This window comes from Anaerotignum lactatifermentans DSM 14214 (assembly GCF_900142265.1).
Taxonomy (GTDB): domain Bacteria; phylum Bacillota; class Clostridia; order Lachnospirales; family Anaerotignaceae; genus Anaerotignum; species Anaerotignum lactatifermentans.
The window spans coordinates 1-24,279 of sequence record NZ_FRAH01000027.1 but is presented as its reverse complement, the minus strand read 5'-3'; the positions used below and the strand labels follow the sequence as shown (position 1 = coordinate 24,279).

The 24,279-nt window shown below is 39.2% G+C and carries 25 protein-coding genes; 24 read left to right on the top strand and 1 reads right to left on the bottom strand.

Going from position 1 to position 24,279, the window contains the following annotated elements:
- The first annotated feature begins 24 nt into the window (after positions 1 to 24).
- The 20 genes from BUB35_RS08780 (at position 25) to BUB35_RS08680 (ending at position 20,315) form a co-directional block, all read left to right on the top strand.
- Positions 25 to 5,619, top strand: coding sequence for an immunity protein Imm33 domain-containing protein (locus BUB35_RS08780; protein WP_072850935.1), 5,595 nt, complete (start codon positions 25 to 27; stop codon positions 5,617 to 5,619).
- Positions 5,620 to 5,633: 14 nt separating this feature from the next.
- Complete coding sequence (locus tag BUB35_RS08775; RefSeq protein WP_072850933.1) at positions 5,634 to 6,215, top strand: DUF4274 domain-containing protein; 582 nt, start codon at positions 5,634 to 5,636, stop codon at positions 6,213 to 6,215.
- A 23-nt stretch (positions 6,216 to 6,238) separates the two neighbouring features.
- Positions 6,239 to 7,102 carry a CbrC family protein gene (locus BUB35_RS08770; protein ID WP_072850931.1) on the top strand — a complete coding sequence of 288 codons (864 nt, stop codon included), beginning with the start codon at positions 6,239 to 6,241 and terminating at the stop codon, positions 7,100 to 7,102.
- A 98-nt stretch (positions 7,103 to 7,200) separates the two neighbouring features.
- Positions 7,201 to 7,620, top strand: coding sequence for a nuclear transport factor 2 family protein (locus BUB35_RS08765; RefSeq protein ID WP_072850929.1), 420 nt, complete (start codon positions 7,201 to 7,203; stop codon positions 7,618 to 7,620).
- Positions 7,621 to 7,872: 252 nt separating this feature from the next.
- Entirely contained in the window at positions 7,873 to 8,376 is a 504-nt protein-coding gene (locus BUB35_RS08760) for a glutathione reductase (RefSeq protein WP_084730628.1), read from the top strand.
- Positions 8,377 to 8,762: 386 nt separating this feature from the next.
- On the top strand, positions 8,763 to 9,590 hold the full coding sequence (locus BUB35_RS19240) for a hypothetical protein (protein WP_200777587.1): 828 nt from the start codon (positions 8,763 to 8,765) through the stop codon (positions 9,588 to 9,590).
- 152 nt (positions 9,591 to 9,742) lie between these two features.
- Positions 9,743 to 10,258 (top strand): RNA polymerase sigma factor, encoded by a 516-nt coding sequence (locus tag BUB35_RS08750; protein ID WP_072850923.1) that lies wholly within the window; start codon positions 9,743 to 9,745, stop codon positions 10,256 to 10,258.
- Positions 10,255 to 10,917 carry a DUF4367 domain-containing protein gene (locus BUB35_RS08745; protein ID WP_072850921.1) on the top strand — a complete coding sequence of 221 codons (663 nt, stop codon included), beginning with the start codon at positions 10,255 to 10,257 and terminating at the stop codon, positions 10,915 to 10,917. Before BUB35_RS08750 ends, BUB35_RS08745 begins: the two co-directional genes overlap by 4 nt.
- Positions 10,918 to 11,053: 136 nt before the next feature.
- Positions 11,054 to 11,350 (top strand): hypothetical protein, encoded by a 297-nt coding sequence (locus tag BUB35_RS08740; protein ID WP_072850919.1) that lies wholly within the window; start codon positions 11,054 to 11,056, stop codon positions 11,348 to 11,350.
- Between the two features lies 1 nt (position 11,351).
- Positions 11,352 to 11,546 (top strand): helix-turn-helix transcriptional regulator, encoded by a 195-nt coding sequence (locus BUB35_RS08735; RefSeq protein ID WP_193485412.1) that lies wholly within the window; start codon positions 11,352 to 11,354, stop codon positions 11,544 to 11,546.
- 230 nt (positions 11,547 to 11,776) lie between these two features.
- A complete protein-coding gene (locus BUB35_RS08730; RefSeq protein WP_072850915.1) occupies positions 11,777 to 12,109 on the top strand; it encodes a hypothetical protein in 333 nt (110 codons plus the stop codon).
- Positions 12,110 to 12,676: 567 nt separating this feature from the next.
- Entirely contained in the window at positions 12,677 to 13,792 is a 1,116-nt protein-coding gene (locus BUB35_RS08725) for a hypothetical protein (protein ID WP_072850913.1), read from the top strand.
- Positions 13,793 to 14,022: 230 nt separating this feature from the next.
- Positions 14,023 to 14,865 carry a DUF2262 domain-containing protein gene (locus BUB35_RS08715; protein ID WP_072850909.1) on the top strand — a complete coding sequence of 281 codons (843 nt, stop codon included), beginning with the start codon at positions 14,023 to 14,025 and terminating at the stop codon, positions 14,863 to 14,865.
- An 18-nt stretch (positions 14,866 to 14,883) separates the two neighbouring features.
- Complete coding sequence (locus BUB35_RS08710) at positions 14,884 to 15,108, top strand: UbiA prenyltransferase family protein (protein ID WP_072850907.1); 225 nt, start codon at positions 14,884 to 14,886, stop codon at positions 15,106 to 15,108.
- Between the two features lie 48 nt (positions 15,109 to 15,156).
- Entirely contained in the window at positions 15,157 to 15,603 is a 447-nt protein-coding gene (locus BUB35_RS08705; RefSeq protein ID WP_242949226.1) for a C-GCAxxG-C-C family protein, read from the top strand.
- Positions 15,604 to 15,639: 36 nt separating this feature from the next.
- On the top strand, positions 15,640 to 15,849 hold the full coding sequence (locus tag BUB35_RS19585; RefSeq protein ID WP_242949225.1) for a hypothetical protein: 210 nt from the start codon (positions 15,640 to 15,642) through the stop codon (positions 15,847 to 15,849).
- A gap of 686 nt (positions 15,850 to 16,535) precedes the next feature.
- Positions 16,536 to 16,994, top strand: coding sequence for a hotdog fold domain-containing protein (locus tag BUB35_RS08695; protein ID WP_072850905.1), 459 nt, complete (start codon positions 16,536 to 16,538; stop codon positions 16,992 to 16,994).
- Positions 16,995 to 17,056: 62 nt separating this feature from the next.
- On the top strand, positions 17,057 to 17,515 hold the full coding sequence (locus tag BUB35_RS08690) for a hotdog fold domain-containing protein (protein ID WP_072850903.1): 459 nt from the start codon (positions 17,057 to 17,059) through the stop codon (positions 17,513 to 17,515).
- 132 nt (positions 17,516 to 17,647) lie between these two features.
- Positions 17,648 to 18,841, top strand: a complete 1,194-nt coding sequence (locus BUB35_RS08685) for a CaiB/BaiF CoA transferase family protein (protein WP_072850901.1) — start codon at positions 17,648 to 17,650, stop codon at positions 18,839 to 18,841.
- 118 nt (positions 18,842 to 18,959) lie between these two features.
- Positions 18,960 to 20,315: a branched-chain amino acid transport system II carrier protein gene (locus tag BUB35_RS08680; protein ID WP_072850899.1), complete on the top strand. Its 1,356-nt coding sequence runs from the start codon at positions 18,960 to 18,962 to the stop codon at positions 20,313 to 20,315.
- Positions 20,316 to 20,422: 107 nt separating this feature from the next.
- On the opposite strand, the gene BUB35_RS08675 is transcribed toward BUB35_RS08680, so the two are convergent.
- Positions 20,423 to 21,280, bottom strand: a complete 858-nt coding sequence (locus BUB35_RS08675; RefSeq protein WP_159432879.1) for a MerR family transcriptional regulator — start codon at positions 21,278 to 21,280, stop codon at positions 20,423 to 20,425.
- A gap of 163 nt (positions 21,281 to 21,443) precedes the next feature.
- On the opposite strand from BUB35_RS08675, the gene BUB35_RS08670 reads away from it, so the two are divergent.
- The 4 genes from BUB35_RS08670 to tnpA form a co-directional block, all read left to right on the top strand.
- Positions 21,444 to 22,409: an MBL fold metallo-hydrolase gene (locus BUB35_RS08670; RefSeq protein WP_072850897.1), complete on the top strand. Its 966-nt coding sequence runs from the start codon at positions 21,444 to 21,446 to the stop codon at positions 22,407 to 22,409.
- Between the two features lie 19 nt (positions 22,410 to 22,428).
- Positions 22,429 to 23,118, top strand: a complete 690-nt coding sequence (locus BUB35_RS08665) for a hypothetical protein (protein WP_072850895.1) — start codon at positions 22,429 to 22,431, stop codon at positions 23,116 to 23,118.
- A 132-nt stretch (positions 23,119 to 23,250) separates the two neighbouring features.
- A complete protein-coding gene (locus BUB35_RS08660) occupies positions 23,251 to 23,859 on the top strand; it encodes an NlpC/P60 family protein (protein ID WP_072850893.1) in 609 nt (202 codons plus the stop codon).
- Between the two features lie 218 nt (positions 23,860 to 24,077).
- Positions 24,078 to 24,279: IS200/IS605 family transposase (tnpA, locus tag BUB35_RS08655; protein ID WP_143158964.1), on the top strand; the 202-nt coding region annotated here is incomplete at its 3' end.

The following is a 24,279-nucleotide window of genomic DNA, read 5'->3' as shown; positions in this document are numbered from 1 at the left end:
ATAGCGGAATTGGAGGTGCAGCAGATGTACATCAGCAAATACTGGGGCAACTTTATTGGAGGTTCTGACGACAGTCTGAATCTTGTGGCGTTTTTAGAAGACCAAAAGAAAGAGGAAATCCCTCTCAGTGAGATTTTTGCTAAGATTGGGATGGATAAGCAAAATTGGGATTTCCATCAAACAGTGGAATATCTGGAGTTTACCCATTCCAACGGTGTGGAAATGGATTTTCATTTTGCCATTGATGTCATCACAGATCTGGCAGCTATCCTTTTGGAATGTAGCGTAAATGGCAGCGTAAACCTGCAAGATTTGGATGAGTACAATACGCCTTCTCGTTGCATCCGTATCACTGCTACACCAGAGGAACACAACGCTATGGACAGAACTCTTGCGGACTTTGCCCAAAATCCTCCGTCCTATGACCTTCATGAAATGATGGATGACGAGGAGATTCAAGAAATGGCACGAGATGTGGAGGCACTGCGGAAAGAACTTTATGAGTCTGCTGGTCGCAATCGCAACTACTATGTGAAGGCAGAGGACATGAAGAATTTACTCCCTGACTGGGATGGAGCCAATGGATGCATTGCCACTAACCGTATTACAGTGGAGGGCTGTAAGGTTGGTTACTGCTACCGAGAAAAGCCAGATGGTGACTGGGACAGTGGTTGGCGTTTTACTGCCGGTGATGAAAGTGATACCTATATGGATGATCCAAATAACGCGGGTATTTACACTTTGCATTCCATTTGTAATAGCAATCCTGATATCATTCCTCTGCTGAATGCACCATACAATTCTGCTTTCGTAAGAGATGAAAATGGTATATTTCAGCAGATAACAGATTGGGAAGCGCCACAAGGTGGGGAGGGAGAACAGATGGATTTATTGCAGATGTGCCAAATGTGGCTTGAAGATGGAGAATATCAGAAAATCAAAAATGCGTTGGAACAAATCCCTGCTGATGAACGAACACCAGAAATGGATAGTGAATTGGCAAGGGCATATATCGCAGGAGCGGATGCAGCAGAACGGGAGTCTTTTGAAAAAGCGCTGGAGCTCCTGGCGCCCCATGAGGCATATTTTGCGGAAGATCATTGCTGGAACTATCGGATCGCTTCTGCTTATTATTATCTGGATCAAGAAGGTCCCGCTCTGCGCTATTTTGAAAAAGCTTTGAAAGCCCGTCCCGGAGATGAAGACACTCTGGAGTATATCGACGATTGCCGCCGCCGTTTGTCTTTGCCCCGATTTTCCAAAAACTTTCGGGAACGAACAGAAGCAGCATGGGCGGAATTTGCGGAACAGGAAGCAAAATTGCGCCAAATCATGGATACAGACAAAAATCAGGAACGGGGTGAAGAACTCGTTGCCACATGTGAGGAGATTTTACATATTGCTTTTGAAGATATTTCTTTTGAGATGGGTTTTAACGGCGAAAAACATGAACTAATCCTAACTCCAGAAGGCAACAAAGTAAAGCTTTTTGAATTGGTTTATTTCCAGAAACACGCACCAAAAGAGATATTGGAGCATTGGAATATTCTGGTGGGACGCCAGAGCGTGGAAAACATTGGTCTGCGTACAGGTGAGTGGTATATTTCCGGCGAGGATGTGCAGATTTGGTTAGAGGATATTAGTGAAAATCGTTTTGCTTTGGAGACCTATTGCGAAAAACTGCTGCCGATGCTTGCGGAAGAAGAAGGTCGTGTATGGTGGATGCTGACCACGCTGACAGATCAGGTATTGGGCGAAATTCCTCATATGCGACACATCGAAGCTTTTGATGTACTGACGGAACCAAAAGAGGACCCTGCCGAACTGCTTTCTCGTCTGCCGAATATACTGAAAGAAAAAGGCTTAGACCTTTCTAAAGATCCAGAAAGCTATTTGGAAACTTATATGGGATACAGCATGGAACCAAATGAAGATCCAGAGGCGGATTGGAGATTAGATACCATTGCCGGCTCCACTTGCTGTGCAGCTCTCATCAATGGTTATCTAAACAATGACAACGATTACATGGACGATCTTCACGCCGATGGTGCAGTGGCAGGCTTTTTCTGCTATCCACTGGATACACTTCGTGAGGAAGAAGGCAGTCAGAAGATTTTTGATTTTCGAGATCAGTTGGAGGGAGTATTTACCACCGATGAAGGAAGTGAAGTGCTTACTTTGACTGGCGGCGCCACAGGTATTTACTGCGGCTATGTAGATTTTATTGCATGGGATATTCGTACTGCACTGCAAATGGCAAAGGAATTTTTTGCGGATACAGATTTGCCTTGGGCAAGTTTCCATACATTCCGCAGAGAGGCATCCACTGTGTATCTGAAACAGACCGAAAATGATGATCTAGATTCCAAGGAGAGAGTTGAAGAATTGGAAGAAACATTGACGGGAATGGATTATATCCCTTATACACCGGAAAATGCAGAAGCATTTTATCAGCAATTAGAGCAGTGGAATGATGAGGACGAGTATACTCGCTGCATTCAGGCTTTGAATGCCATTCCAGAGGAATGGTGGGATTATCGCATTGCCTATGCCATGGCACGGGCACTGGAAAACTACGCTATCATCGGAGATCACGATGAGGGAACACCAAATTACAAGGGAGACAAGGCTCTGCTGCGTGCCCTTGATGTGCTGGAATCTGTTCGAGAAGAAGGTCAAGACAAAGCGGAATGGAATATGCGTATGGCTTATGCTTATCAATATCTTTATGGACAGGAAGAAAAAGCTATCCCTTATGCACAGCGCTGGGCAGAATTAGATCCAGAAGATACGGATGCACCTTTGGTAATACAGGAATGCCAAAACGAAATTGGCAATCGTGCCGAGGCAGAATCGGAGGACGAGAGTGACCCCACAGGCGTTTTTACCGGATTTATCCTTTTGTCCAAAGGAAAATGGGACAAGCAGCAATTTATTCAAGATATGAAAGAAAAATGGAACATCACCGTGGATGAACATAACGCAAGCGAGGATAAGAGTGATGATGCCTTAGTGTTTGAAGTGGGAGATATGCTTGCTGCTGTCAGCCTTGGAACTTATCCAATTCCCAACGGCGAAGCGGAAATAAATGCGGAAAACAACTATATGTGGGAGGATGCGGTAAAGATAGCAAAAGAACATTGTGCCCATATTATGGTAGCAGTTTTGGGAAAAGAGGAAGATTTGCTGGAAAAAGGTAAGTTGTTCACCAAGCTGGTAGCTGCTTGCTGCCGTCAGAAATACGCAACAGGGGTTTATACCAGCGGTGTTGTATTTGAACCTCGTTTCTATGAAGGTTTTGCTGATATGCTGCAAAATGATGAACTGCCAATCTTTAACTGGATTTGGTTTGGTCTGTACCGTGATGAAAATGGTACGAACGCTTACACTTATGGAATGGATGTATTCGGCAAGGATGAGATGGAAGTGCTGGGTACTGATGCTGAACCGAGTAATTTGAGAGACTTCCTGGCAAGCCTTGTGTCTTATGTTCTGGAGAATGATGTGGAACTTCACGACGGAGAAACCATTGGTTTTTCTGCTGGGGATAAACGCACCATTACCCGCAGTCCAGGCGTATCTTTGCCAGAAGAACAGATGACACTGAAAATTTCCTGGAAATCAACAGATAACGACCCAGAGGCCGACGGTGAGGACAATGCAGATAAAGACGTATCCTTCAGTGAACCGGAAGTCTACACTGAGGATGAGATGAAAGTCATCGAAAATCATATCCAGCAGTATTTCGGTAAATTTGAAAATGTGTTCCATGAGTTAGTCTCACCTGACATACATGTGGATATCTGTGTTGTTCCTCCTTCTGAAGAACGAGATTACTACACACTGGTTACTATGGGTATGGGGGCTCATCGAATGAATGTTCCAGAGGAGCTTGCAGAATACAAGCTGGAGCGAGCAGAGCTGGCAATTGCACTCCCTACGCATTGGAAACTGGATGCGGAATCTATAAAGGATGAGAAATGGTATTGGCCCATTGGTCTGCTGAAAGTGCTGGCTCGCTTGCCTATTGCGAACGATACTTGGCTGGGTTTTGGTCACACCATGGACAAACAATCACCTTTTGCGGAGGACACAAAACTCTGTTCCGCTATTTTAACGGGACCTCAGAGCGTGAAGCAAGGTAGCGAAGTCTGCATATTGCCAGACGGAGAAGAAGTCAATTTCTATCAGGTGATTCCCCTTTATCAGGAAGAATCAGCGTACAAAATGGAATATGATGCAGATGTCTTGCTGAAAAAGATGGAAGGTATCAGTTTTGTGGTGAATCCTTCACGCCAAAATGCCATTACAAGAGGTTCGCTGGGCAATATAGAGGATGGCGACGGCGTTGATGAGATGGACGATGCCATTTGGCATCTGGAAACCATAGAGGAAAAAGAACTGCCGGTGGATGAAATCAACGCCTACAACCATATGGCAATTTATCTGCGTTGGTGTATGGAACATGATCTGATGAGTGCGGAATTTATGGAAAGGTACTGGGAGCAAGTGCAGCTGTTTATGGCGGATTTGAGCCATGCTGACCTGCGCAGCTTTATCCGAGACCAGCTGAAAGGGCAGCTTTTTGGAGCGCTGTTCAACCAAACAGGATTGGCTTTTGCTTCCTACTACTACGGTGAAAGCGACAGCCCTTATTTCCCAAGTGATATCGACAACTACGCTATTGGCATCATTGGCCAGGAACGTAACTATTCCGATGAAATTCAAGATGAAGCATATCTGTTCATTCCTTTTGATGAGGAATATTATCAAGCTATGGCAAAGGTGATTGAGAAACGCTTTATGAACTGGCAAGGACAGGACTTCAACGAGGTTACATTGGAGCCTTCTGAAGTGGCTCAGGCAATCATGGAATATCTGGACTGTGAATGTACCTATTTCCCATCTATGAAAGATGACGACCCTATTACGGCGGCTTACAGTTATGCCAAGCGAGACAGTGTCCACGAAGGCTTTGTGCCGGTGCTCATCAAGGCAGATGACGAAACGCTGTTGGAGTGTCTGGTGATGAATGCCGACCCTGAGAATGATGCGGACTTTTACGAATTTGACCTCAAAACCGTAACGGAGTATCGAAAGAAGATGCTCTCCACCTCCATCAAAGACGGAAAGGCAGTTTTGGAGGAAATGATTGGACTTCGAAAAGAAGAAGCTGACGATGATGATATGGATTGGGAAGAAGAAATACTAGGAAAAATGGAAAATGGATATGAAAATAATCGTTTTTCCAGCTTCTGGGAATATGATACAGACATGACATATCCTATGATTTTAGCTAAAATTCCAGTAAAACATCCTTGGGAAATCTTTGCATACTTGCCTTTTGGAAACTGGAATGAATGCCCAGATACACCAGAACTTATGGCAGTGGCGAAATACTGGTTTGAGCAGTATGGAGCTGTGCCTGCTGTTCTGACACATGATGTACTGGAATTTGACCTTTCGACGGCTATTTCAAAAGAATGTGCAATGGAAGTGGCTTTGGAACAATATGGTTTCTGCCCAGATATAGTGGATCAAGGACCAGAAGATGCTACGGTAGGCTCATTGGCAGATGTATTGCGACAGTCCAAGGTTTGGTATTTCTGGTGGGATTGAAAGGAGAGGAAAATATGCTGTATATCAATGATATTTTAGACCCTGACTTTGATTGGGATGAAATTGAAATTACAGAAGAAGAATTTGACGAATTAAGCACGGAACTGGTGATTGACTATCTGAAGAAACACAATCCCAAAGAAAGACAAATGCTTGCATTGTGCTGGAATTTTGATAATTCAAAAGAAGTTATTCGATGGATTGTAGATCAGCCAGATACAGATAAAGGAACGATTTTGCTTTTATATTGGTATATGCAACCTGGTTTCTATAAGAAATTTGCTGACAGAGAGGAATGTGAAGCAGAAGCTTTTTGGGCATTGGAAGATTATGATATCATTCAAACAATTGAAAAAAATTACCTTTCTGGTTTTTATAGAAACCAAAAATACGCTTTTGATCCTGCAAACGATGAATATAGTGATCATTATGATTGGACTTCTGCGTACGAGGAAGAAGAAGCAAAAGTAAAAATACCAAAGGAATTGTTTTTGGCTCTAGAAGGAGAACGGATTGAAAATCCCCAATGGGAAGAAGGTATACCAACAGAAATTTCTGATATTATGGACAAGCTTTGTGATGTTTGTGAAGAATGATTCCTTTGAAATGGGGTGGAAGTATGAATGAGTATCAAGAAAAATATGTCGCATTAAAAAAGCAGTTTGAACAATCAAAGGGCGATTCTTTCAGTGTGACTGCTCTTTATGATTTCAAGGAAAGTTTGGAAGAAAGTGAAGCAATTGCTGCAAAAGAAGTTCTGGTAAATGTATATGATCTTTTGAACTATAAAAAAGATGCCTATGATTTATTATCCAGTATTGGTGATCTTTCAGATGTCAAAATCAAAAAACGCTTGGGAAAAATGAAAGAATATGCAGAAAACTGGAGAAACAATTTTGCAATTCCCAAACCCAAAACAGAAGAAGATATTCAGAAAGAAAAAGAAATGCTGGCAGAACTGGGAATACCAACATTCAAATACCACCCCAATCCGTTAAATACTGGAGCATTTGAGATATCAGAGGAAGGAGTTGTCTGTGACTGCTGTGGAAAGGTAACGCACATTTATTATGAAGGACCATTCTATGCTGTGGATGACATTGATTATCTGTGTCCAGCTTGTATCGCCAGTGGAAAAGCATCTGAAAAATTTGATGGCAGCTTTCAGGATGATTATTCCGTGGATGATGGTGTGAAGGATGCCGAAAAACTGGACGAACTCATTCATCGTACACCTGGTTATTGTGGCTGGCAGCAGGAATACTGGCGTGCCCATTGCGGGGACTTCTGTGCTTATTTGGGCAGAGTAGGTGCTATGGAATTGCAGGCATTAGATGTCATGGATGAAGTACTGGATGACCCCATGTGGGATGATGAGCAGAAAGAAATGATTGAGCATTCTGTCAATGGCGGTCATTTGCAGTGCTATTTGTTCCAATGCCTGCATTGCGGAAAGCACTTGGTCTGGATGGATTTTGACTAGTCACATATAATTCCAATCAATAAACGGTTGGATGTTATATATGATGGATGTTATATGGCGAAAAATTGAATTTGAAATAATCAAGGAAGGTTTTGAGGATGGAAAATAAAGAAAGAATCATCAGACTTTGGTTTGAAATGTGGCTTGCAAAAAAAGACCTTGGTATATTCGATATCTTCTCAAGTGATGCCATTTACATTGAAAGTTGGGGACCAGAATATCATGGAGTCCAGAAGATTGCACTTTGGTTTGAAGAATGGAACACGAGGGGAACTGTATTGCAGTGGGATATCAAACAGTTTTTCCATAAAGACAATCAGACAATTGTTGAATGGTATTTTAAGAATCAAATGGATGGTGGGCAGGCAGAAGCCTTTGATGGAATATCACTGATTGAATGGACACCCGATAATAAGATTGCTTTCCTAAAAGAATTTGGCTGCAATGAAAATCGATATGATCCTTATAAAGATGGCAATACACCGCATTTTAAGAACGAAAATATAAAGTGGTTTTAAAAAGTGGAAGCTGGTTACAAAATGCAATCATATAAAATGAATCAATGTATTTATATAGTATTGCATTTTGCTTTTAAGAAAAGAGTTTTATTTGAAAAGAGAAAAGGGCAAAACAATTCTATTGTTTTCGCAGTACAGGAAAAAATGACTTAATAGCAGTACAATAAGAACGCAGTTGTTCTGACAACATAGAACTGTGAAATTATAATAGCTTGGATATTGTTTGCAACAATATGGGAGGAGGAAATGATTATGGATGAAATCAGAGATTTTTTGCTGTCACCACAAGAATATTTAGATACCTTTTGGGAAAGCGATGTTTTAATCTGGATAGATTGGCGTGAATATGATGAATCTATCATTAAATACATCAATGAAAAACTATCAGAAGAAGATAAGGTGAAGTTTACCTGTGTGGAAATTGAAAAAGAACGTGACGTAGATATTATTTTAGAAAAAAACAGTATTTCCACAGCAATCCCCTATGCGGAAGAATATACAGATCGTGATACCACATTGAAAAGCTTACAGGAATATGTATCTCCAAAATATCAAATCCGTTGGTTTATGGGTTCTCTTGGCAGTGATACTCTTGCATTTTGTATTTATCCTTCTGCCCAGTGGGAACAGTTAGAAGAAGAATTCGGTGCAGAAAAAGTAGCGTATTATTTTGCACCAATCAAGGAAGACAGTGTTATGTTTGAAATGGGTATGGATGAAGTGTTTAATTTGCTGGAGCAAAGAGGAGAAGCGTAATAAAAACGAGTTATAAATTTGCTATCTAACAGCGGGTAGGCTTATTAGGAGGATAATATAGATATTCTAGCCGTAGATTAGTATATATATCTAGAATCAATACGATTTTAAGAAGGAATGACAATTTTAATCAGGAAAAAACAGAATTTCATTCAAGAGATATAAATGTAAAGCTTTTAAATGGAGAAGTTTATAAAAGAGAGAAAAAACTCAAATTGACCGCAAAATGAATATAAACTGCCTTGTCTATTTTAGGAAATCTTTTATAGATTTCCTATTTTTTATGCGGAGATGTCTTAAAAAGTAAATCTGGTTCGTTACAATTATAAAAGAGGTCTATGTTGTTCATAATATTTGCCTGTCTAATAAGGTTGGAGGGATTGAAATTGATAAAATATAAAGGAACACAAAAGATATGGATTCTAATTGTATTGGCGGTAATCGCGGTGGCAGGTTGGACTTGGAGTTATGGTTATCATAATAGAAAAAGTAATAATAATCTTCCTAATTTACAGTCTATTGCCCAAATGGATGAAGCCGAAGTAAATAAAATATTGTCGGGATACAGACGAACACAATTATCTGAGGTCTGGGGTGTTCCTGCATACAGTGATTCATCGGAGGATGTATGGCTATTGGAGAATGCTACTGTACTGACAGTAAATTACAAAAACGATAGTGAAAAAGTGGTGATATGCGGAATAGGACCAATGCTATTTCCAGCAGATACAAAAGACATTACATACACAGTTTATTCTTCAGGTGATTCAAAACAGTTACGTATGGAGGAAATCACAGATGTAAAAGACTGGGCACTTGGTCTTGATTTGATGTATATGGATTTTCCCGATGGAGGGGCGCCTAACGAAGTCTATGCTGGTGGAGAAAGCTATACATTTGATATAAACCACGGAGAGAAAGTATTTTCTTATTTAAATATCAATGATTATTATATTTTTGCCGATGATCACTGGTATTTCGTTAAAAATCCTTCAGAACCACCAATTTCAGATGAATCTGATGTGGCAAAATTTCATGACAATACGTTGAAAACTTCTGAGTTATCGAAAGAAACTCTAGATTGGCTGAATTGGTATAATGAATGTTCCAAAGAGGATCAACTTGCAGTAAGCTATATTCCAGCAGAGCTTTACAAACGTTGTGGTTATCCTTCTGCAGGAGATGAAAGTGCAGTACAGGCGGAAAATGAATAGAATGAAATAAAACGATGAAAAGGCAGTTTTATGACTGCCTTTTCTTATGTGTTTTGCGTTATAAGCAAATATATTTGATTTTCTATTTTAATTCATTTAATATAAAGAACAGATTTGATTTTTAATTTTCAATTATGCTGGAGGATTCTTCTATGATATATCTACAAATGATAGAAAGTGAAGAGGATAAAGTAAAATTTGAGGAGATATATCTGAAATATAAAGCATTGATGTTTTATACAGCCAATAAAATTCTCCATAACGAGCAGGATGCAGAAGACGCTGTGCACATGGCATTTATAAAAATAGCAGAGAATATAGAAAAGATAGACGCGTTGGACTGTCCAAAAACACGCAGTTATATCGTTACAATAGCTGAACATAAAGCCATAGACATATATCGTAAGAAAAACAGACACAAACAAAACGAATATTTGGAGGAAATAAATGGTATTGAAGTGACTTATGACGGTGACAATCTGCTTACAAAGTCCATTTTGAACCTTCCTGCTAGATACAGAGAAGTGATACTGTTACGGTATTATCATGGGTATAGTGTTCGGGAAATTGCTGCCTTATTTGATATATCTCTTGTGGCAGCATCGAAGTTAGACCAAAGGGCAAAGAAAAAACTAAAAGAGCTGTGTGAAAAGGAGGGAATCTTGTGATAACGGATGAAATGCTGAAACAAGCAGCCAAAGAGGCTGGAAACATCATTGCAGATTCACTTCTGCCGCAAGAAGAATACAGTCATGTATTTTCCGAGGTTTTTGAAAACAACATGGAAAATGTACTGCAAAAAGCAAAACGCAAGAAAAGAAACAGAGTCTTTAGACAGGCAGCTTGTTGGTTCGCAATATTTGTAGTAGCAAGCAGTTCCTTTTTGATGTTTAACACAGAGGCAAGAGCTACGTTTTTATATTGGCTGAAGGGACAATATAAGGGCTATATGGAATATCGTTATACAGGCGATGGTTCTGCTCAACAGAAGGCGTATGTTCTTACTTATATTCCAGAAGGCTATTATGAAAAAGAAACATCACAAACGGAAGGAATGAACATTACTATCTATCAAAATGATATGGGAAATCAAATAGCCTTTATGTCCTCAAGTGGCACAGATGCCATCAGTTTGTTTGTTACAGATGAAAATGCCCAAGAGGTCATGGTAGGAGAACGAAAAGGGGATTACTACGAAGCTGAAGCAAAAGACGATAATAGTGTGATTGTATGGTATTCGGAGGATAGAACAACCATATTCAGTATATCGGCAGCCCTTTCAAAGGAAGAAATGGTAAAAGCTGCAGAGAGTGTGGAAGAAAAATAGATAAGATATAAATTAGCGATACGTATTCTCTCTATTATCTTTAAAATGTAAAAAACTCTTGACATTTAATATATATTTGTTATGATAAAAATGTAAAAAGTATTTTACATTTTTAATTGAAGAGGGGAGCGAATTTATGAGAACAACTACACTTTTTTTGATCGTATTTGGAATTTTTCTTATTGCTCTAATTTTCATAGATTTTATGATGATTGTTTCTCTGTTAAAGACTGGCGATGAAAGAAGAAAGCTAATGGTATGGAAAGCAAGTTTTTTTACACTTCTTATAACAGTGCTTGGACTTGTATTAGATGTCATAACAGCAGTTTTGCAAGCAGAAGCTATGCGTAACAATCCATTTATTGAACTAAGTGTAATTGCTATGACATATTTTTTGACACTTTTATATTATAAGAAAAGGTATGGCGGATAACATGAAAAACATCATCAAACATAGAAGGAAGGAACTCGGATTCTCCCAAGATGAATTGGCAAAGAAATGCGGTGTTTCAAGGCAAACAATCAATGCAATAGAAAACAATAAATATGATCCTACACTTTCTTTGGCTTTTAAACTTTCAAAAGAATTGCAGACTACAGTGGATAAATTGTTTGAACCGGAAAGTTAATAGCAATATAAAATAAGAGATGCCATTCAAATGGCATCTTTTTATTGTTATAAAAACTTTTCCCCAAAAGTATATACAAATCAATATTTTGGCTGATCAATGTGACTTTAAATTTGGTACACTATAAAATTGACAGATTGAAAAATAAACACGTAGTGTCTAAAAATGCATTTCTTGTTCGTTACTTAAGATAAAACAAGAAATGTATTTTGTTGTTAGGAGAGGATTGTATGACACACGGCATTTTTTTAGATCTGTTATTTTGTTCTGCATGCACCATAGGTGTATTGGTTCTTTTTATAGGATGTGGCATTGTTATATTTGTCAGAAGGGAACGTAAATATGACTGTATCAATATTCTATCAGGAATATTGATGGCGGCTTGTTTTTTTGTGCTGTTATTTTTATTATGGTGTGTGATTGGGTTTGGCAGTAATGTACCAAATACAGAGCCAAAACCAAGCGGATATGATCATGCTTCGGATGGAACAGCAGAAAGATATATGATTTCTAACTGGGATTGTCAAGAAAAAAGTTGCCATCTCTATAAATTGATGCGATGATTACTCGATTTATAGGAAATGTAACCTAGTACTTGGAAGGGAATGTTACTATGCATTTTTTTGTTGTTTCTATAGTGTATTGAAAATACTGCCGCTGAGAAAACTGTTTATATAGCTTCCGCTTGCAGTTTGGTTGATCGTAGTTAAATCGATATTAAGAATACACATGATTGTGACTAGAATTTTTTGAATCTCATTAGAGTATTACAAGACATTCACTTTTTGTCGTATTTAAAATATTAGAATTACGGTATTTTATCACAGTGATTTGCTTGTAATTTCGAAGGTTTTCTTTTATAATTTCTATAAATTGATTTTGTGCATATTTGTTAAAAATCATAAGAAAAAAGAAAGAGGTTTACACTATTTTTAATGAGGTAACATCGTATGAAGCTAAAGCACGAGTATCATCGAAAGGCAAAGAATCACTTAGTGATGGCATGGAAAGAAATTGTATCTGATAAAGAATATGATTTTTCTCCGGCTTTTTTCGCGCCTTGCATTATGCTGTCCTTCTGACAGTATGGATGCAGGGCTTTTTTGTATTGATTGAAAGGAGCGAGGAATATGAGTTTGAAATATCGTTGTCCTAGTTGTGGAACCTCATTAGGTTATGAAGGTTTGTGCTGGAAATGTCAAATGGAAAAAGAACGTCAGGATGTGCTTGCATGGTCACCGGAACAGATTGCGCAAAAGCGAGAAAAACTGATGGAGAATATAAAAGGATTGGAAGATTATCAAGAGCCAGCCTTCACAGATTTTTGGAAGTTGCTCAGCTATTTGGATGCCATTACGCCAGAAATCCAGAAAGCAGCTTTGGAAGCAAAAGTATTCTATCCTTGCGAGATCTACTACCATGCGCCAGAAGATGTGAGAGATGGACTGAAATCCGTACTATTGGAGACAAAAGATGCCAATGAAGCAGCTAATCTGATGAGCTGCCTTGCCATGCAGGGGGATGATCAGGCACTGCAAACACTGCTGGAACTGGAACGTAATCCTCGTCCATGGAGAAAGCGTCTATATGTTGATCCATCCATTTATGCCCAGTGTGGCGGGTGGACTTTTGATAAAGAGGGTCATCGCATTCACCTCAATTTTGATACTTGTTATCCCATGGTAAAGGGGACTGCCAATGAAGAAACACCCGTCAAAATCGGTCGTTTACGAGAAGATACTTGCCCTCACTGCGGTGGGAAAATGGTGGACATTTTTGTTCTGGATGGCAAAGATGAGCGATTGAAGTTTTTAGGCTTAGATGGAGTTTTGACTGCTACTTGCTGTCCAAACTGTGTCGGATTTTTGGATGGTCCTGCCTATAATCGTTTTACTTTAGATGGTGGTACAGAAGTTTTTCCTTCCAAACTTTATGATGACGAAGAGGAAATGGAATGCTACATGAGACCGGAAGATTATAAATCTATGGCAGAAAATCCATTTGTGCTGGCAAAAAATCCGGTTCCTTTGTTTTATGGAGCTTTCTGTGAGGATGTCAATACCGTTGGTGGTTTTGCGAATTGGGTACAGGACTGGGAATATACAACTTGTCCTGTGTGCGGAAAACCTATGAAATATTTGGCTCAAATCCAATGGGATACCATTATGGAAGGAACGGAAGGGACACTTTATATTGAAGTTTGTACGGATTGCAAAGTGGTTTCCATGCAGCATCAGCAGACCTGAGAGGTGATATATATGCGTTTGCCAAAGAAAAACGGCGTAAAGGTGCGTTATTATCTGATAAAAACGATAAGGACGTAGAACTTCTGGAATACGCAGATGCGTATATCCAGGATATGCTTATGGACGATTTGGTAAAAAGATTCAGATAGCGGCAACAGAAAAGTCGTCAAAACAGCTCCTGCACATTGGCGATATATATGAACAGATCTTTCACTAAAGGGGGGAACGATATGAAAAAAAGAACAGTGAAGGACTTTATTTCCCTCTATCATGCAGAAGATGAGGAAAAGCTGGTACTGATTCAAAGTGGTACCAGTGCAGATAAAACATTTATGGATCATTTCTGGACAGCTCATACCTATGCTCTAGCTATGGCTGACGTACAGACTGGTCAAGTAATTTCTGATCGTTGCTGCCTGAATTGGCCATTGACGGAGAAAGAGAGAGAAGCAGGTGAGTATTCCAAACGATTTGCAAAAGGGGAGATTTATCGGATCAAGGTTCGAGGATGGAAAGGCACAGCACTTAGTGAAACACAGTGGTATGTCACCGAAATCGTAGAGGAGAACGCTCCGTGTTCGGCTTTGGAAGAAATCTGGGCAGGGTACATTAAACCTGTTGTGATGGAAGATGAGCTGTTGGGAACGCTGACTTTAGATAAGGAAATGAGTTTTTTCACTGGAACCTGTCAGTGGATGGGAAAAGAAATCCACATTTCTCTGGATGTTGATATGGAAAAGAAAGCATCTTGGACACGCGTCCGAAATGTGATGAAGAAACTCATAGAGGATCAGCAGATTTGGGATAAATCTTTGCGAGATTTTGCAGCTCAAAAGCTTACAATCCTTGCCAATGACTGGCTGGCAGACAACAATCAAACGGACCGTAATCCTGAAAAAGACCCTATTACAGAGGATGAGTTTGGAAAGCGTTTGATTTTAACAGAATTTGCTGTTTCTCCAGGCGGTCGTTTTACTGCTTGGTATGAGGATGACGATATGTTCTGGGGTCATGTAGTGATTGTAGAAGCCACACTGAAAAAAGGTCCCATATCTGCTGACATACAGGGGTGAGGAGAGGAGGAAGCCTAAATGAATAGCGAACAGATAACTGCTTTTTTACAGGAGCATTGGAACCCTCTCACGCTGGCTGTTGGTATCGTGCTCCTGATTGGTACAATTTTGAATTGGAATTGGCTCTGCGATCCCACAGGCAAACCTGATTCTCACCGTTATAGTCGTGGCTCTAGGCGATTCATTTTCTTTCTGCTGGGGATTGTATTAATTGTAGTTAGTATGGTGTCTTGGTTTCTCTAAGAAATATGAAATAATGACTGAAAATATTGTTGTGTGATTGGGGGCAGTATGAGAAAAATGAAATTATATGAATTAGTCAATCAATATCATATTGGTACAAATTTAAGCTGTGCGGAAGCAATGTTCAAAGCGTGTAATGAATACTATCATCTGCATTTAAGTGAAGAAACCCGCAGAATGTTCTCTGTGATGGGGATCGGTATGCAGACAGAACAGTCCTGTTGTGGCGCCTTTACGGTAGCCGTTGGAATCATTGGCTTGATGACTGCAAAAGATGGCGAAACAGATGCAGACAATATCGAAGGTTATCGAATGATTTATGACTTGACAGGACATGTACTGGAAGTATTTGGAACACTGCATTGTATGGAATTGCAGGGATTAGAAATCGAAGGGGAGGAAAACCCTTGTCATGTTATTGTAGAAGAAATCGCAAGGAAACTGGAAGAGATCCTTTCTGGTGGTCATGAGTATTCCCAGATGCTTGTGAATTAATGAAAATTTGTAAAATTATGGAGGAATTGAATCAAAATGGAGTATATCAAATTATTTTGGAAGGATGCACCATTGGGAGAACCATCTATCATTCTTTATGAAGTTGATACAGAAAATGAACGTCTTGCACTTCGCTCCATTGATATTTTTGCAGATGGACATACGCACAATATTACGGTTCTCTATGACGGCGTTATTGAAATCGTACCTATTCCCACTGTGGAAGAATTGAATGCCCATGTCTGAGGGGAGGAGTTTTATGCCCACTCGATGGAAAAAGCAGAATTTGAGATCATCTGGGAAAGCCAAAACTATGATGGAGAAATAGGAATGAATGATATTGAAAGCGCCGAAAGAATAATCACTTCGAATTTGTAGGGATTAAAAATGAGAACTAAGGGACAAAACATAAAAAGGCAATAAACTTTGTATGGAAAAGGCAAAAATCCATTTATCCATATAGAACAAAGTTTTGCCTTTGGTGTATATATTCAACTAGGATGCCCGAAATACATGAAATGGCTCATATATTTTTGCTTTCTAACTGAAATAGAAATATTGTAAAACAAAAAAGATAACGTTTCTCTAATTGAAAAGCGTTATCTTTTTTTCATATATGGTAAACATGGGTTAAAGCATAAAAAAATTGCCTTATTACTAACAAAAAAGGGTAATTATCTGACCATAAAGAAGTAAAAAACTCTCCATAAAATCAATAGATTTTTGCGAAAATTTCTCCTGCAACAGTAAAATAAGGCGGAAAATCAAGGAAAAAGAAACCCTCCAGTAAGTAGAAACTTCGGTCTATGCGTTTTTGCAATTTCTGAAAAAATATAAAAAGCAGATATTGACATTCCATTTACGGTATGCCGTACAGTATAACCATAAAATAAACCAAACAAAAATACATATAACAGAAGGAGGAATTTAATATGGTAGGTAAAAAGGTTGTACATCATCTGATGATGAGCGCAAAAGATGCACATTATGTTGGCGGTCTGGTAAATGGTGCAAGAATTGTGGATCAGTGGGGCGACGTTGGTACAGAACTGATGGTCTATGTAGACGGCGACATCAGCCTGTTCCTGGGTTATGAAAACATTGAATTCCTGGCACCTGTATATGTTGGTGACTTTATGGAATACCATGGCTGGATCGAAAAAGTAGGCAACCAGTCCTATACATGTAAGTTTGAAGCATGGAAAGTGGCAACACAGCTGGATAGAACAGATGCTGACCTTTCTGGCGTAGCAACACCCGAAACAGCAGCAACAGCATGTGAACCTCCCGTACTGTGCGGCAGAGCAACTGGCAGCCTGTATATTGCGAAGAAAGATCAGAGAGGTCCTCAGGAATCTTCTTTCAAAGACAGAAAACACCCCGGCGAGTAATTATCTATTTCTAAATAATGATCATATGAGCAAATTGGATAAATAAAAGGAGGAAAATTATTATGGTAGGTAAAAAAGTAGTACATCATCTGATGATGAGCGCAAAAGATGCACATTATGTTGGCGGTCTGGTAAACGGTGCAAGAATCGTTGAACAGTGGGGCGACGTTGGTACAGAACTGATGGTTTATGTAGATGGTGACATCAGCCTGTTCCTGGGCTATGAAAAAGTAGAATTCCTGGCACCCGTATATGTTGGTGACTTTATGGAATACCATGGCTGGATTGAAAAAGTGGGCAACCAGTCCTACACATGCAGATTTGAAGCATGGAAAGTGGCAACACAGCTGGACAGAACAGATGCTGACCTTTCTGGCGTAGCAACACCTGAAACAGCGGCAACAGCATGTGAACCTCCTATTCTGTGCGGCAGAGGTATCGGCAGCCTGTATATTGCGAAAAAAGATCAGAGAGGTCCTCAGGAATCTTCTTTCAAAGACAGAAAACATCCTGGTGAATAATCTGTCCTAACTACAGGTGTGCAGTCTGCACATTTTATAAACTTTGCATATTGTACGGTTCATATGAAAATCCCATAACGAAAATTCGTTTTGGGATTTTCTATTCTCAAAAATCAGTAAAGAGGTGAAAGTATGAATAGACCATTGGAAGGAATTCGCGTCTTAGACTTGACACAGGCTTATAGCGGACCATTTTGCACAATGAATTTAGCGGATCATGGTGCAGAAGTAATCAAAATTGAACGTCCTGGCAGCGGTGACCAGACAAGAGGCTGGGGTCCCATGAAAAATGATTACAGCGGTTATTATGCATATATCAATCGAAATAAAAAAGGCATCACTTTGAATTTGGCTTCCGAAGAGGGCAAAAAGATTTTTCGTGAACTTGTAAAAACAGCAGATGTTGTTTGCGAAAACTACAAAGTAGGTGTATTGGAAAAACTGGGATTTTCCTATGATGTACTGAAAGAAATTAATCCTCGTATCATTTACGGATCTATTAGTGGATTTGGATTGGAAGGTCCTCTGGCATCTAGACCGTGTTATGATATCGTAGCACAGGCAATGAGCGGCATGATGAGTGTAACAGGTTTTGCGGATGGTCCTCCCTGCAAAATTGGTCCTTCTATTGCTGATAACTACTCCGGCGCTTATTTGTGCATGGGCATTTTGATGGCTTTGTATGAAAGAGAAAAAACAGGCGTCGGCAGGCGAGTGGATGTTGCCATGGTAGATACATTGTTCTCTGTTATGGAGAATTTCGTTGTAGAGTATACCATTGCTGGCAAAACACCACATCGTGCAGGCAACCAGGATCCTAGCATTGCTCCTTTTGACTCCTTCCGCGCAAAAGATGGCGAATTTGTAATGGGATGTGGCACAGATAAGATGTTTGCAGGTCTGTGCAGTGCTATGGGTAGAAATGATCTGATTGAAAACCCTCTTTACAAAACAAATCTTGCCAGATGTGAAAATTATCTGACTTCCTTGAAACCCATCATTGAAGAATGGACACAAACAAAGACCATCAAAGAACTAGAAGAGATCATTACCAAGCTTGCAATTCCCTTTGGTGTTATTCTGACCATTCCAGAAGCAGCAGAACATCCACAGCTGCAGTCTCGCAATATGCTGTGGAATGTTTACCAGAAAGGAATGGATACAGAAATCCGAATTCCAGGTACACCTATTAAGATTCATGGAGAAGAAGATAAAGTGCAAAAAGGTGCTCCTCTTCTTGGTGAAGACAATGAATTGGTTTATAGCAGTCTGTTGGGAATGACAAAACAGGAAATTGATGAACTATATGTAAAAGAAATCATTTGAGATAAAGTGGTTTTGTAAGGAAGATAGATGGTGTTGTCGATAAAAGATATATAAGAATGGTAGAACAAAGAATGGAGGATGATGCCATCTATCTTGATTTGAAAGGAGGAGAAGTAGTATGAGGATGAAGAAAGGTGATTTATCAGTACCCGCGCTTTTGATGATGGGTGGTGCCTTGTATTCCATGCACTTTGGTGCATCCAGTATGGTTTGGCCCATGACATGGGGCAAAGAAAGTGGCAGCTCGGTTTTTATTGCTTTTATCGGTGCTTTTATTACATCTTTGTTTTTGCCTTTGCTGGCTTATGTAGCACTGGCAAGAGGACAGGGCACATACTTCGGTTTGGCTAAACGGGCAATGCCTAAATTTGGTCCGATATTTACAAGCGTTACTATTATCATCATGGGTCCTTTGTATACCATTCCTCGTATGAGTGCATCTTCCTGGGATGCGATCTGTCAGGCAACTGGTTTTGCACCAGACAGTTCTATTCCGATTATCTTATTTTCTGCTTTTTATTACGCTCTTACATATTGGTTCTTGGCGGGACGTAGTGACATGATGGATAAGGTTAGTAAATTCCTGTTTCCTGTATTGATTTTGATTGTTGTTGCGATCATCGGAAAGGGCTTGATGACTCCGTTGGGCGAGTGGCAGCCGAAAACTTATGAGACACCTGCACTTGCTTATGGATTCACACAGGGGTATGCAACTTCAGAATTGTTGTGCGCACTGACTTTTGGGATTGTTGTATTGAACAACCTGAAAGGTCATGGTGTAACAGACGAACGAATGAATAAAAATATTATCCGAGTAGGGATTGTAGGAATTGGATTGCTTTCACTGACACATTTGGGGCATATGATTGTTGGGGCAAATACAGGCGGAACAATTGAACTGCAGTATGTTACACTCTATACACAAGTAGCATTTGAATTGTTGGGAACAATTGGCGGAGCAATTTTTTCCATCGGTCTTGTATTTGCATCTTTGACAACTGCAATTGGTATCAGTGCTGCTACCGCAGAATTTTGTGAAGACGCATCCAATAAAAAATTAAAATATAAAAAATCTATCGCGATCGTATGTATTTTCAGTGCAATCATAGGGGCAATTGGGCTGACAAACATCTTAACATACGTTGCACCTATTCAAGATGCAGTTTATCCCGGCGCAATTATCCTGGTACTGTATTATGTATTAATGCCGGATTGTCAGAATAAAAGACACTTGGCCGTATGCAAGTGGGGGATCATCGTAAGCGTCTTTTTCGGTGTTCTGGATGGCATTTATACATATAATAACCTGCTGAATTTGAATCTGGATTGGTTTGTAAATCTTTATCTGAAACTGCCTTTTGCAGAATGGAAATTGGCATGGGTACCAGTATGTGCGATTGTAATGGCGTGTGTTTACCTGTTTTTTTCAAAGAAATCGGAAGATGTTCCAGTAACTGATTGTATAAGTGAATAAAGAAAATAGAAAATATCCTGCTTTTTTAAGTAGGATATTTCTATATTTATCCGTAATTTACTTCAAACTAAAAATTCCTCTTGCTTATGACAGGAGGAATGATAAGATTATACACGCTTAATGGGAATGATTACTTTGGTAATATGGTTTTCTACTTCAGAAACATCAATAGGCGAAACAATGTACTCTTCGGAGATTGGACCGTTGATGACATAGCCCTGTTGTTTGATCCATTTAATAGCTTTTACATGGGTTTGTATGATATCTTCGTTTTTGCCGATATGAATGGTTGTCGCAGCTAAAAAACCACCGAATTGTTTGAATTCTGGTCCATCTTTTGGTTCTGGTACCTGAATACAGGATTCTAAATCACAATCTTTGTTATAAAACTGTTCCAAAGGTTCGTTATGATATGTTAAAATAATAGAACCCATAGTTTTTAGATGATATTTTTTGGCAAGCTCAATCAGTTCAGACCAACGGTCAATGGAGACATCCGAATTTTGATAATCCAGTTTGATTCGTCTGGTAGAGATAACGTGATATAAAGGGATTTTTTCAATTCGAATGGTACTTTCCGAATCTTGATTTTTGTTTTGCAAAAATACATTTCCTGTGTTCAGGCGTTGGAGCAATACTTCGCCAATGGCAAGCTGGTCCTGCAGTTCTTGGATGTGTTTAGAGATTTCATGCATTCTGGAAACAACGCATTGTTCCATTGCAGCATTATCACAGTTCTGGATGATCCGTTGGATATCTTTTAAAGAAACGCCCAACAGACGTAGTTTGCGAATGATATGAAGTGTAAGAAGCTGGGTATGTTCGTAATACCGGTAATGGCTGTCTTCCTTGCGATATTGTGGAACAAGCAGACCAATCTGGTCATAGTAACGCAAAGTTTTAATGGGTACATCGCATATGGAGGACACCTTTCCGATGGAGTAATATTTGTTTTTTTCTGACAAATTTATCGCCCCTTTCCACAATGGTTACATACATTTTCTATGTAATTATACCAAAAACATAGGGATTTTTCAATAATATTGCATTAATATTTCGCATGGTTAATTAAAAAAAATAGCATAAATAGTGATACAATCCAAACAATGCAGAAAGGATGGATAAGAAATGCTTACAGAAGTAGCAAAAAATATTTACAAACAAGTTGTGCCTTTACCCAATAATCCTTTAAGAGAAATCAATGTCTACTTCATTTTAGGAGAAAAAAATCTTATGATTGATACAGGATTTAACAGACCTGAATGTGAAGAAGCATTGAAAAATGCAGTTACAGAATTGGGTATTGAAGAATATGATGTATTCATTTCTCATCTTCATTCAGATCACTGTGGTTTGATTTCCAAGTTTGCAAAATCTGGATGCAAAATACTAGCAGGGGAAACAGAGGGGGAAATGATCAATTTTGAATCTGGCAATCTGTATTGGCGGATGCTGGATGACCTTTTCATTAAGTTCGGATTTCCCAAAGCACAGTTCGGCAGGAATACAGATATCCATCCCGGCAGAAAATATTGTAATACAGAAAAAGTAAACTTCACGTATGTAGACGAAGGTGATGTACTGGAATATGGCGGTTACCATTTCCGGCCGATTTTGACACCAGGGCATACACCAGGGCATATGTGCCTTTATGACGCAGAAAAGAAAGTTCTGTTCTGTGGGGACCATGTTCTTGGTACCATTACGCCCAATATCTGCATCGAATTAGGTGTTGAAAATCCTTTGCAGGATTATTTAAGCAGTCTGAAAAAAATTGATGCATTGGATGTGGATGTCGTTTTAACTTCCCATGGCACCATGATTCAGGATGTCCATACCCGTATTCAAGAACTTTTCCAACATCATGAAGCAAGATTGGCAGAAGTAAAAAACATTTTGACAGATGAATGGAAAACGGCATATATGGTCGCTCAGCATATGACATGGGAAATCATGTGCAAAGATTGGGAAAGCTTTCCTGCACCACAAAAATGGTTTGCAACAGGAGAAGCAATTTCACATTTACAATACTTGTATTTATCAGGTATAATTTTGAGAGAAGAACGAAATGGTATTTATTATTATAAAAAATAAATGTGGTGAATATTGAAAAATGAGTGGAAGAATTTTTATTACTGGTGATAAACATAGAACCTTCGTGCCACTGTTTTGGCTTGCAGAAAAAGAAACATTGCATCCGTCTGATATTATGATCATTGCAGGGGATGCCGGATATGTTTGGGACAAAGATTATGTGTACGATATGGAAAGCTTACAGCAAGTGTTTCCTGGCACAATTGCTTTTGTAGATGGCAATCATGAAAATCATGCGCTCCTGAATGAATTCCCCGTAGAAACATGGAATGGCGGCAATGTACATCGTGTAGGGGAACGTGTTCTGCATCTCATGCGAGGAGAAATATACGATATTTACGAAAAGAAATTTTTTGTATTTGGCGGTGCCCGTTCTGTAGATAAGGACAGACGAACAGAAGGTGTAAGTTGGTGGAAAGAAGAAGAACCAACTGCCGAAGAAATAGAACATGGTCAAAAGGTGTTGTATCAATTTGCAGACCAGATTGAATACATCATTACCCATGAGCCGCCGCTCTTTGTCAGAAGTTCTATTCGCAGACAAAAAAGCCTAGATGATGATTACCAATTTCCACTAATTTTGAATGAATGGTACCAAAGTATGGAACATCAGCCGAAGTTCCAGAAATGGTATTTTGGTCATATGCACGTAGATCAGGAAATCACAGAGAAACTTTTAGGTGTATATCATAAATTCGTTGAAATTTAAATTTTTCTTTATTAGCTTCTTACAACAAAAGATATACAGAAGTACTAATCAAAAAAGAATACTGGAAACAACAGAAAAACAGGGACACAATCCCTGTTTTTTTCATATTATGGGGGAAAGGAGGAGATGGAAATGACTGGACAAGAATTGGTGGCATTTGCCAAAAGCAAATTGGGTGTGCCCTATGTATACGGAATGAAAGGCAAAGTCATGACAGAAGCCATTTATAATAGCCTAAAAAAAGCCTATGGGAATTTGGTTTGGGATAGCGATAAGCAAAAAATTGGGAAAGTTTGCTGTGATTGTTCTGGGCTTATCAGCTGGGCAACGGGCATTGCACGTAATTCCCAGAATTACCATGATACAGCTTTGGAAGTACAGCCCATTGCAACCATTGCCAACGCACCTATTGGCGTTGCCGTATGGAGAAAAGGTCATATTGGCATCTATATCGGAAATGGTGAGTATATCGCTGAGGACGGCAGTGCATATGGCTGTCGTATCAATAAGCTGCGTAACACCAACTTTACCCATTGGCTAAAATTAATAGATATTGATTATTCTGGTCAGGAGGATACAGAAATGGTTGAAAAATCAAAGATAATTGTTAATGGAAAGGAATACTTCGTGGATAGAATCTTGAAAGATGGCACAAACTATATCAAAATCAGAGATCTTGCTGATACTTTCGGATACACGGTGAGCAACAATGGAAGTATACCTGTATTGACAAAAAAATAAGAAAACCAAATCATGTAGTTACAAGCAAAGCGCATTACGCAAAATATCTGCGTGATGCGTTTTTTCCATTATTACTTTAGTGCTGAAGGCTGCAAAGCAGCCTTTAACAACCGCCCGCTCTGCGGGTGAGATTAAAGCTTAAGCAAAAAGCATCGTCCTTGTTGTAAAATAAGGGTGTTCAAGCCTAAATATTTTACATAAGAAAGGACGATGCTTTTATGGCAAACAGTTTAGCACACACAAAATGGGTATGCAAGTATCATATCGTATTTACACCAAAGTATAGAAGAAAAATAATTTATTATGAATTGAGAGCGGATATTCAAAAAATAATTAAAGATTTGTGTAAATGGAAAGGTGTAGAAATTATTGAAGGTCATATGATGCCAGATCATATCCATCTCTTGGTAGAGATTCCGC

Coding starts and splice junctions, on each gene's coding strand:
- BUB35_RS08780 (WP_072850935.1), top strand. CDS start 25: ATGTACATCAGCAAATACTGGGGCAACTTTATTGGAGGTTCTGACGAC.
- BUB35_RS08775 (WP_072850933.1), top strand. CDS start 5,634: ATGCTGTATATCAATGATATTTTAGACCCTGACTTTGATTGGGATGAA.
- BUB35_RS08770 (WP_072850931.1), top strand. CDS start 6,239: ATGAATGAGTATCAAGAAAAATATGTCGCATTAAAAAAGCAGTTTGAA.
- BUB35_RS08765 (WP_072850929.1), top strand. CDS start 7,201: ATGGAAAATAAAGAAAGAATCATCAGACTTTGGTTTGAAATGTGGCTT.
- BUB35_RS08760 (WP_084730628.1), top strand. CDS start 7,873: ATGGATGAAATCAGAGATTTTTTGCTGTCACCACAAGAATATTTAGAT.
- BUB35_RS08750 (WP_072850923.1), top strand. CDS start 9,743: ATGATATATCTACAAATGATAGAAAGTGAAGAGGATAAAGTAAAATTT.
- BUB35_RS08740 (WP_072850919.1), top strand. CDS start 11,054: ATGAGAACAACTACACTTTTTTTGATCGTATTTGGAATTTTTCTTATT.
- BUB35_RS08735 (WP_193485412.1), top strand. CDS start 11,352: ATGAAAAACATCATCAAACATAGAAGGAAGGAACTCGGATTCTCCCAA.
- BUB35_RS08730 (WP_072850915.1), top strand. CDS start 11,777: ATGACACACGGCATTTTTTTAGATCTGTTATTTTGTTCTGCATGCACC.
- BUB35_RS08725 (WP_072850913.1), top strand. CDS start 12,677: ATGAGTTTGAAATATCGTTGTCCTAGTTGTGGAACCTCATTAGGTTAT.
- BUB35_RS08715 (WP_072850909.1), top strand. CDS start 14,023: ATGAAAAAAAGAACAGTGAAGGACTTTATTTCCCTCTATCATGCAGAA.
- BUB35_RS08710 (WP_072850907.1), top strand. CDS start 14,884: ATGAATAGCGAACAGATAACTGCTTTTTTACAGGAGCATTGGAACCCT.
- BUB35_RS08705 (WP_242949226.1), top strand. CDS start 15,157: ATGAGAAAAATGAAATTATATGAATTAGTCAATCAATATCATATTGGT.
- BUB35_RS19585 (WP_242949225.1), top strand. CDS start 15,640: ATGGAGTATATCAAATTATTTTGGAAGGATGCACCATTGGGAGAACCA.
- BUB35_RS08695 (WP_072850905.1), top strand. CDS start 16,536: ATGGTAGGTAAAAAGGTTGTACATCATCTGATGATGAGCGCAAAAGAT.
- BUB35_RS08690 (WP_072850903.1), top strand. CDS start 17,057: ATGGTAGGTAAAAAAGTAGTACATCATCTGATGATGAGCGCAAAAGAT.
- BUB35_RS08685 (WP_072850901.1), top strand. CDS start 17,648: ATGAATAGACCATTGGAAGGAATTCGCGTCTTAGACTTGACACAGGCT.
- BUB35_RS08680 (WP_072850899.1), top strand. CDS start 18,960: ATGAGGATGAAGAAAGGTGATTTATCAGTACCCGCGCTTTTGATGATG.
- BUB35_RS08670 (WP_072850897.1), top strand. CDS start 21,444: ATGCTTACAGAAGTAGCAAAAAATATTTACAAACAAGTTGTGCCTTTA.
- BUB35_RS08665 (WP_072850895.1), top strand. CDS start 22,429: ATGAGTGGAAGAATTTTTATTACTGGTGATAAACATAGAACCTTCGTG.
- BUB35_RS08660 (WP_072850893.1), top strand. CDS start 23,251: ATGACTGGACAAGAATTGGTGGCATTTGCCAAAAGCAAATTGGGTGTG.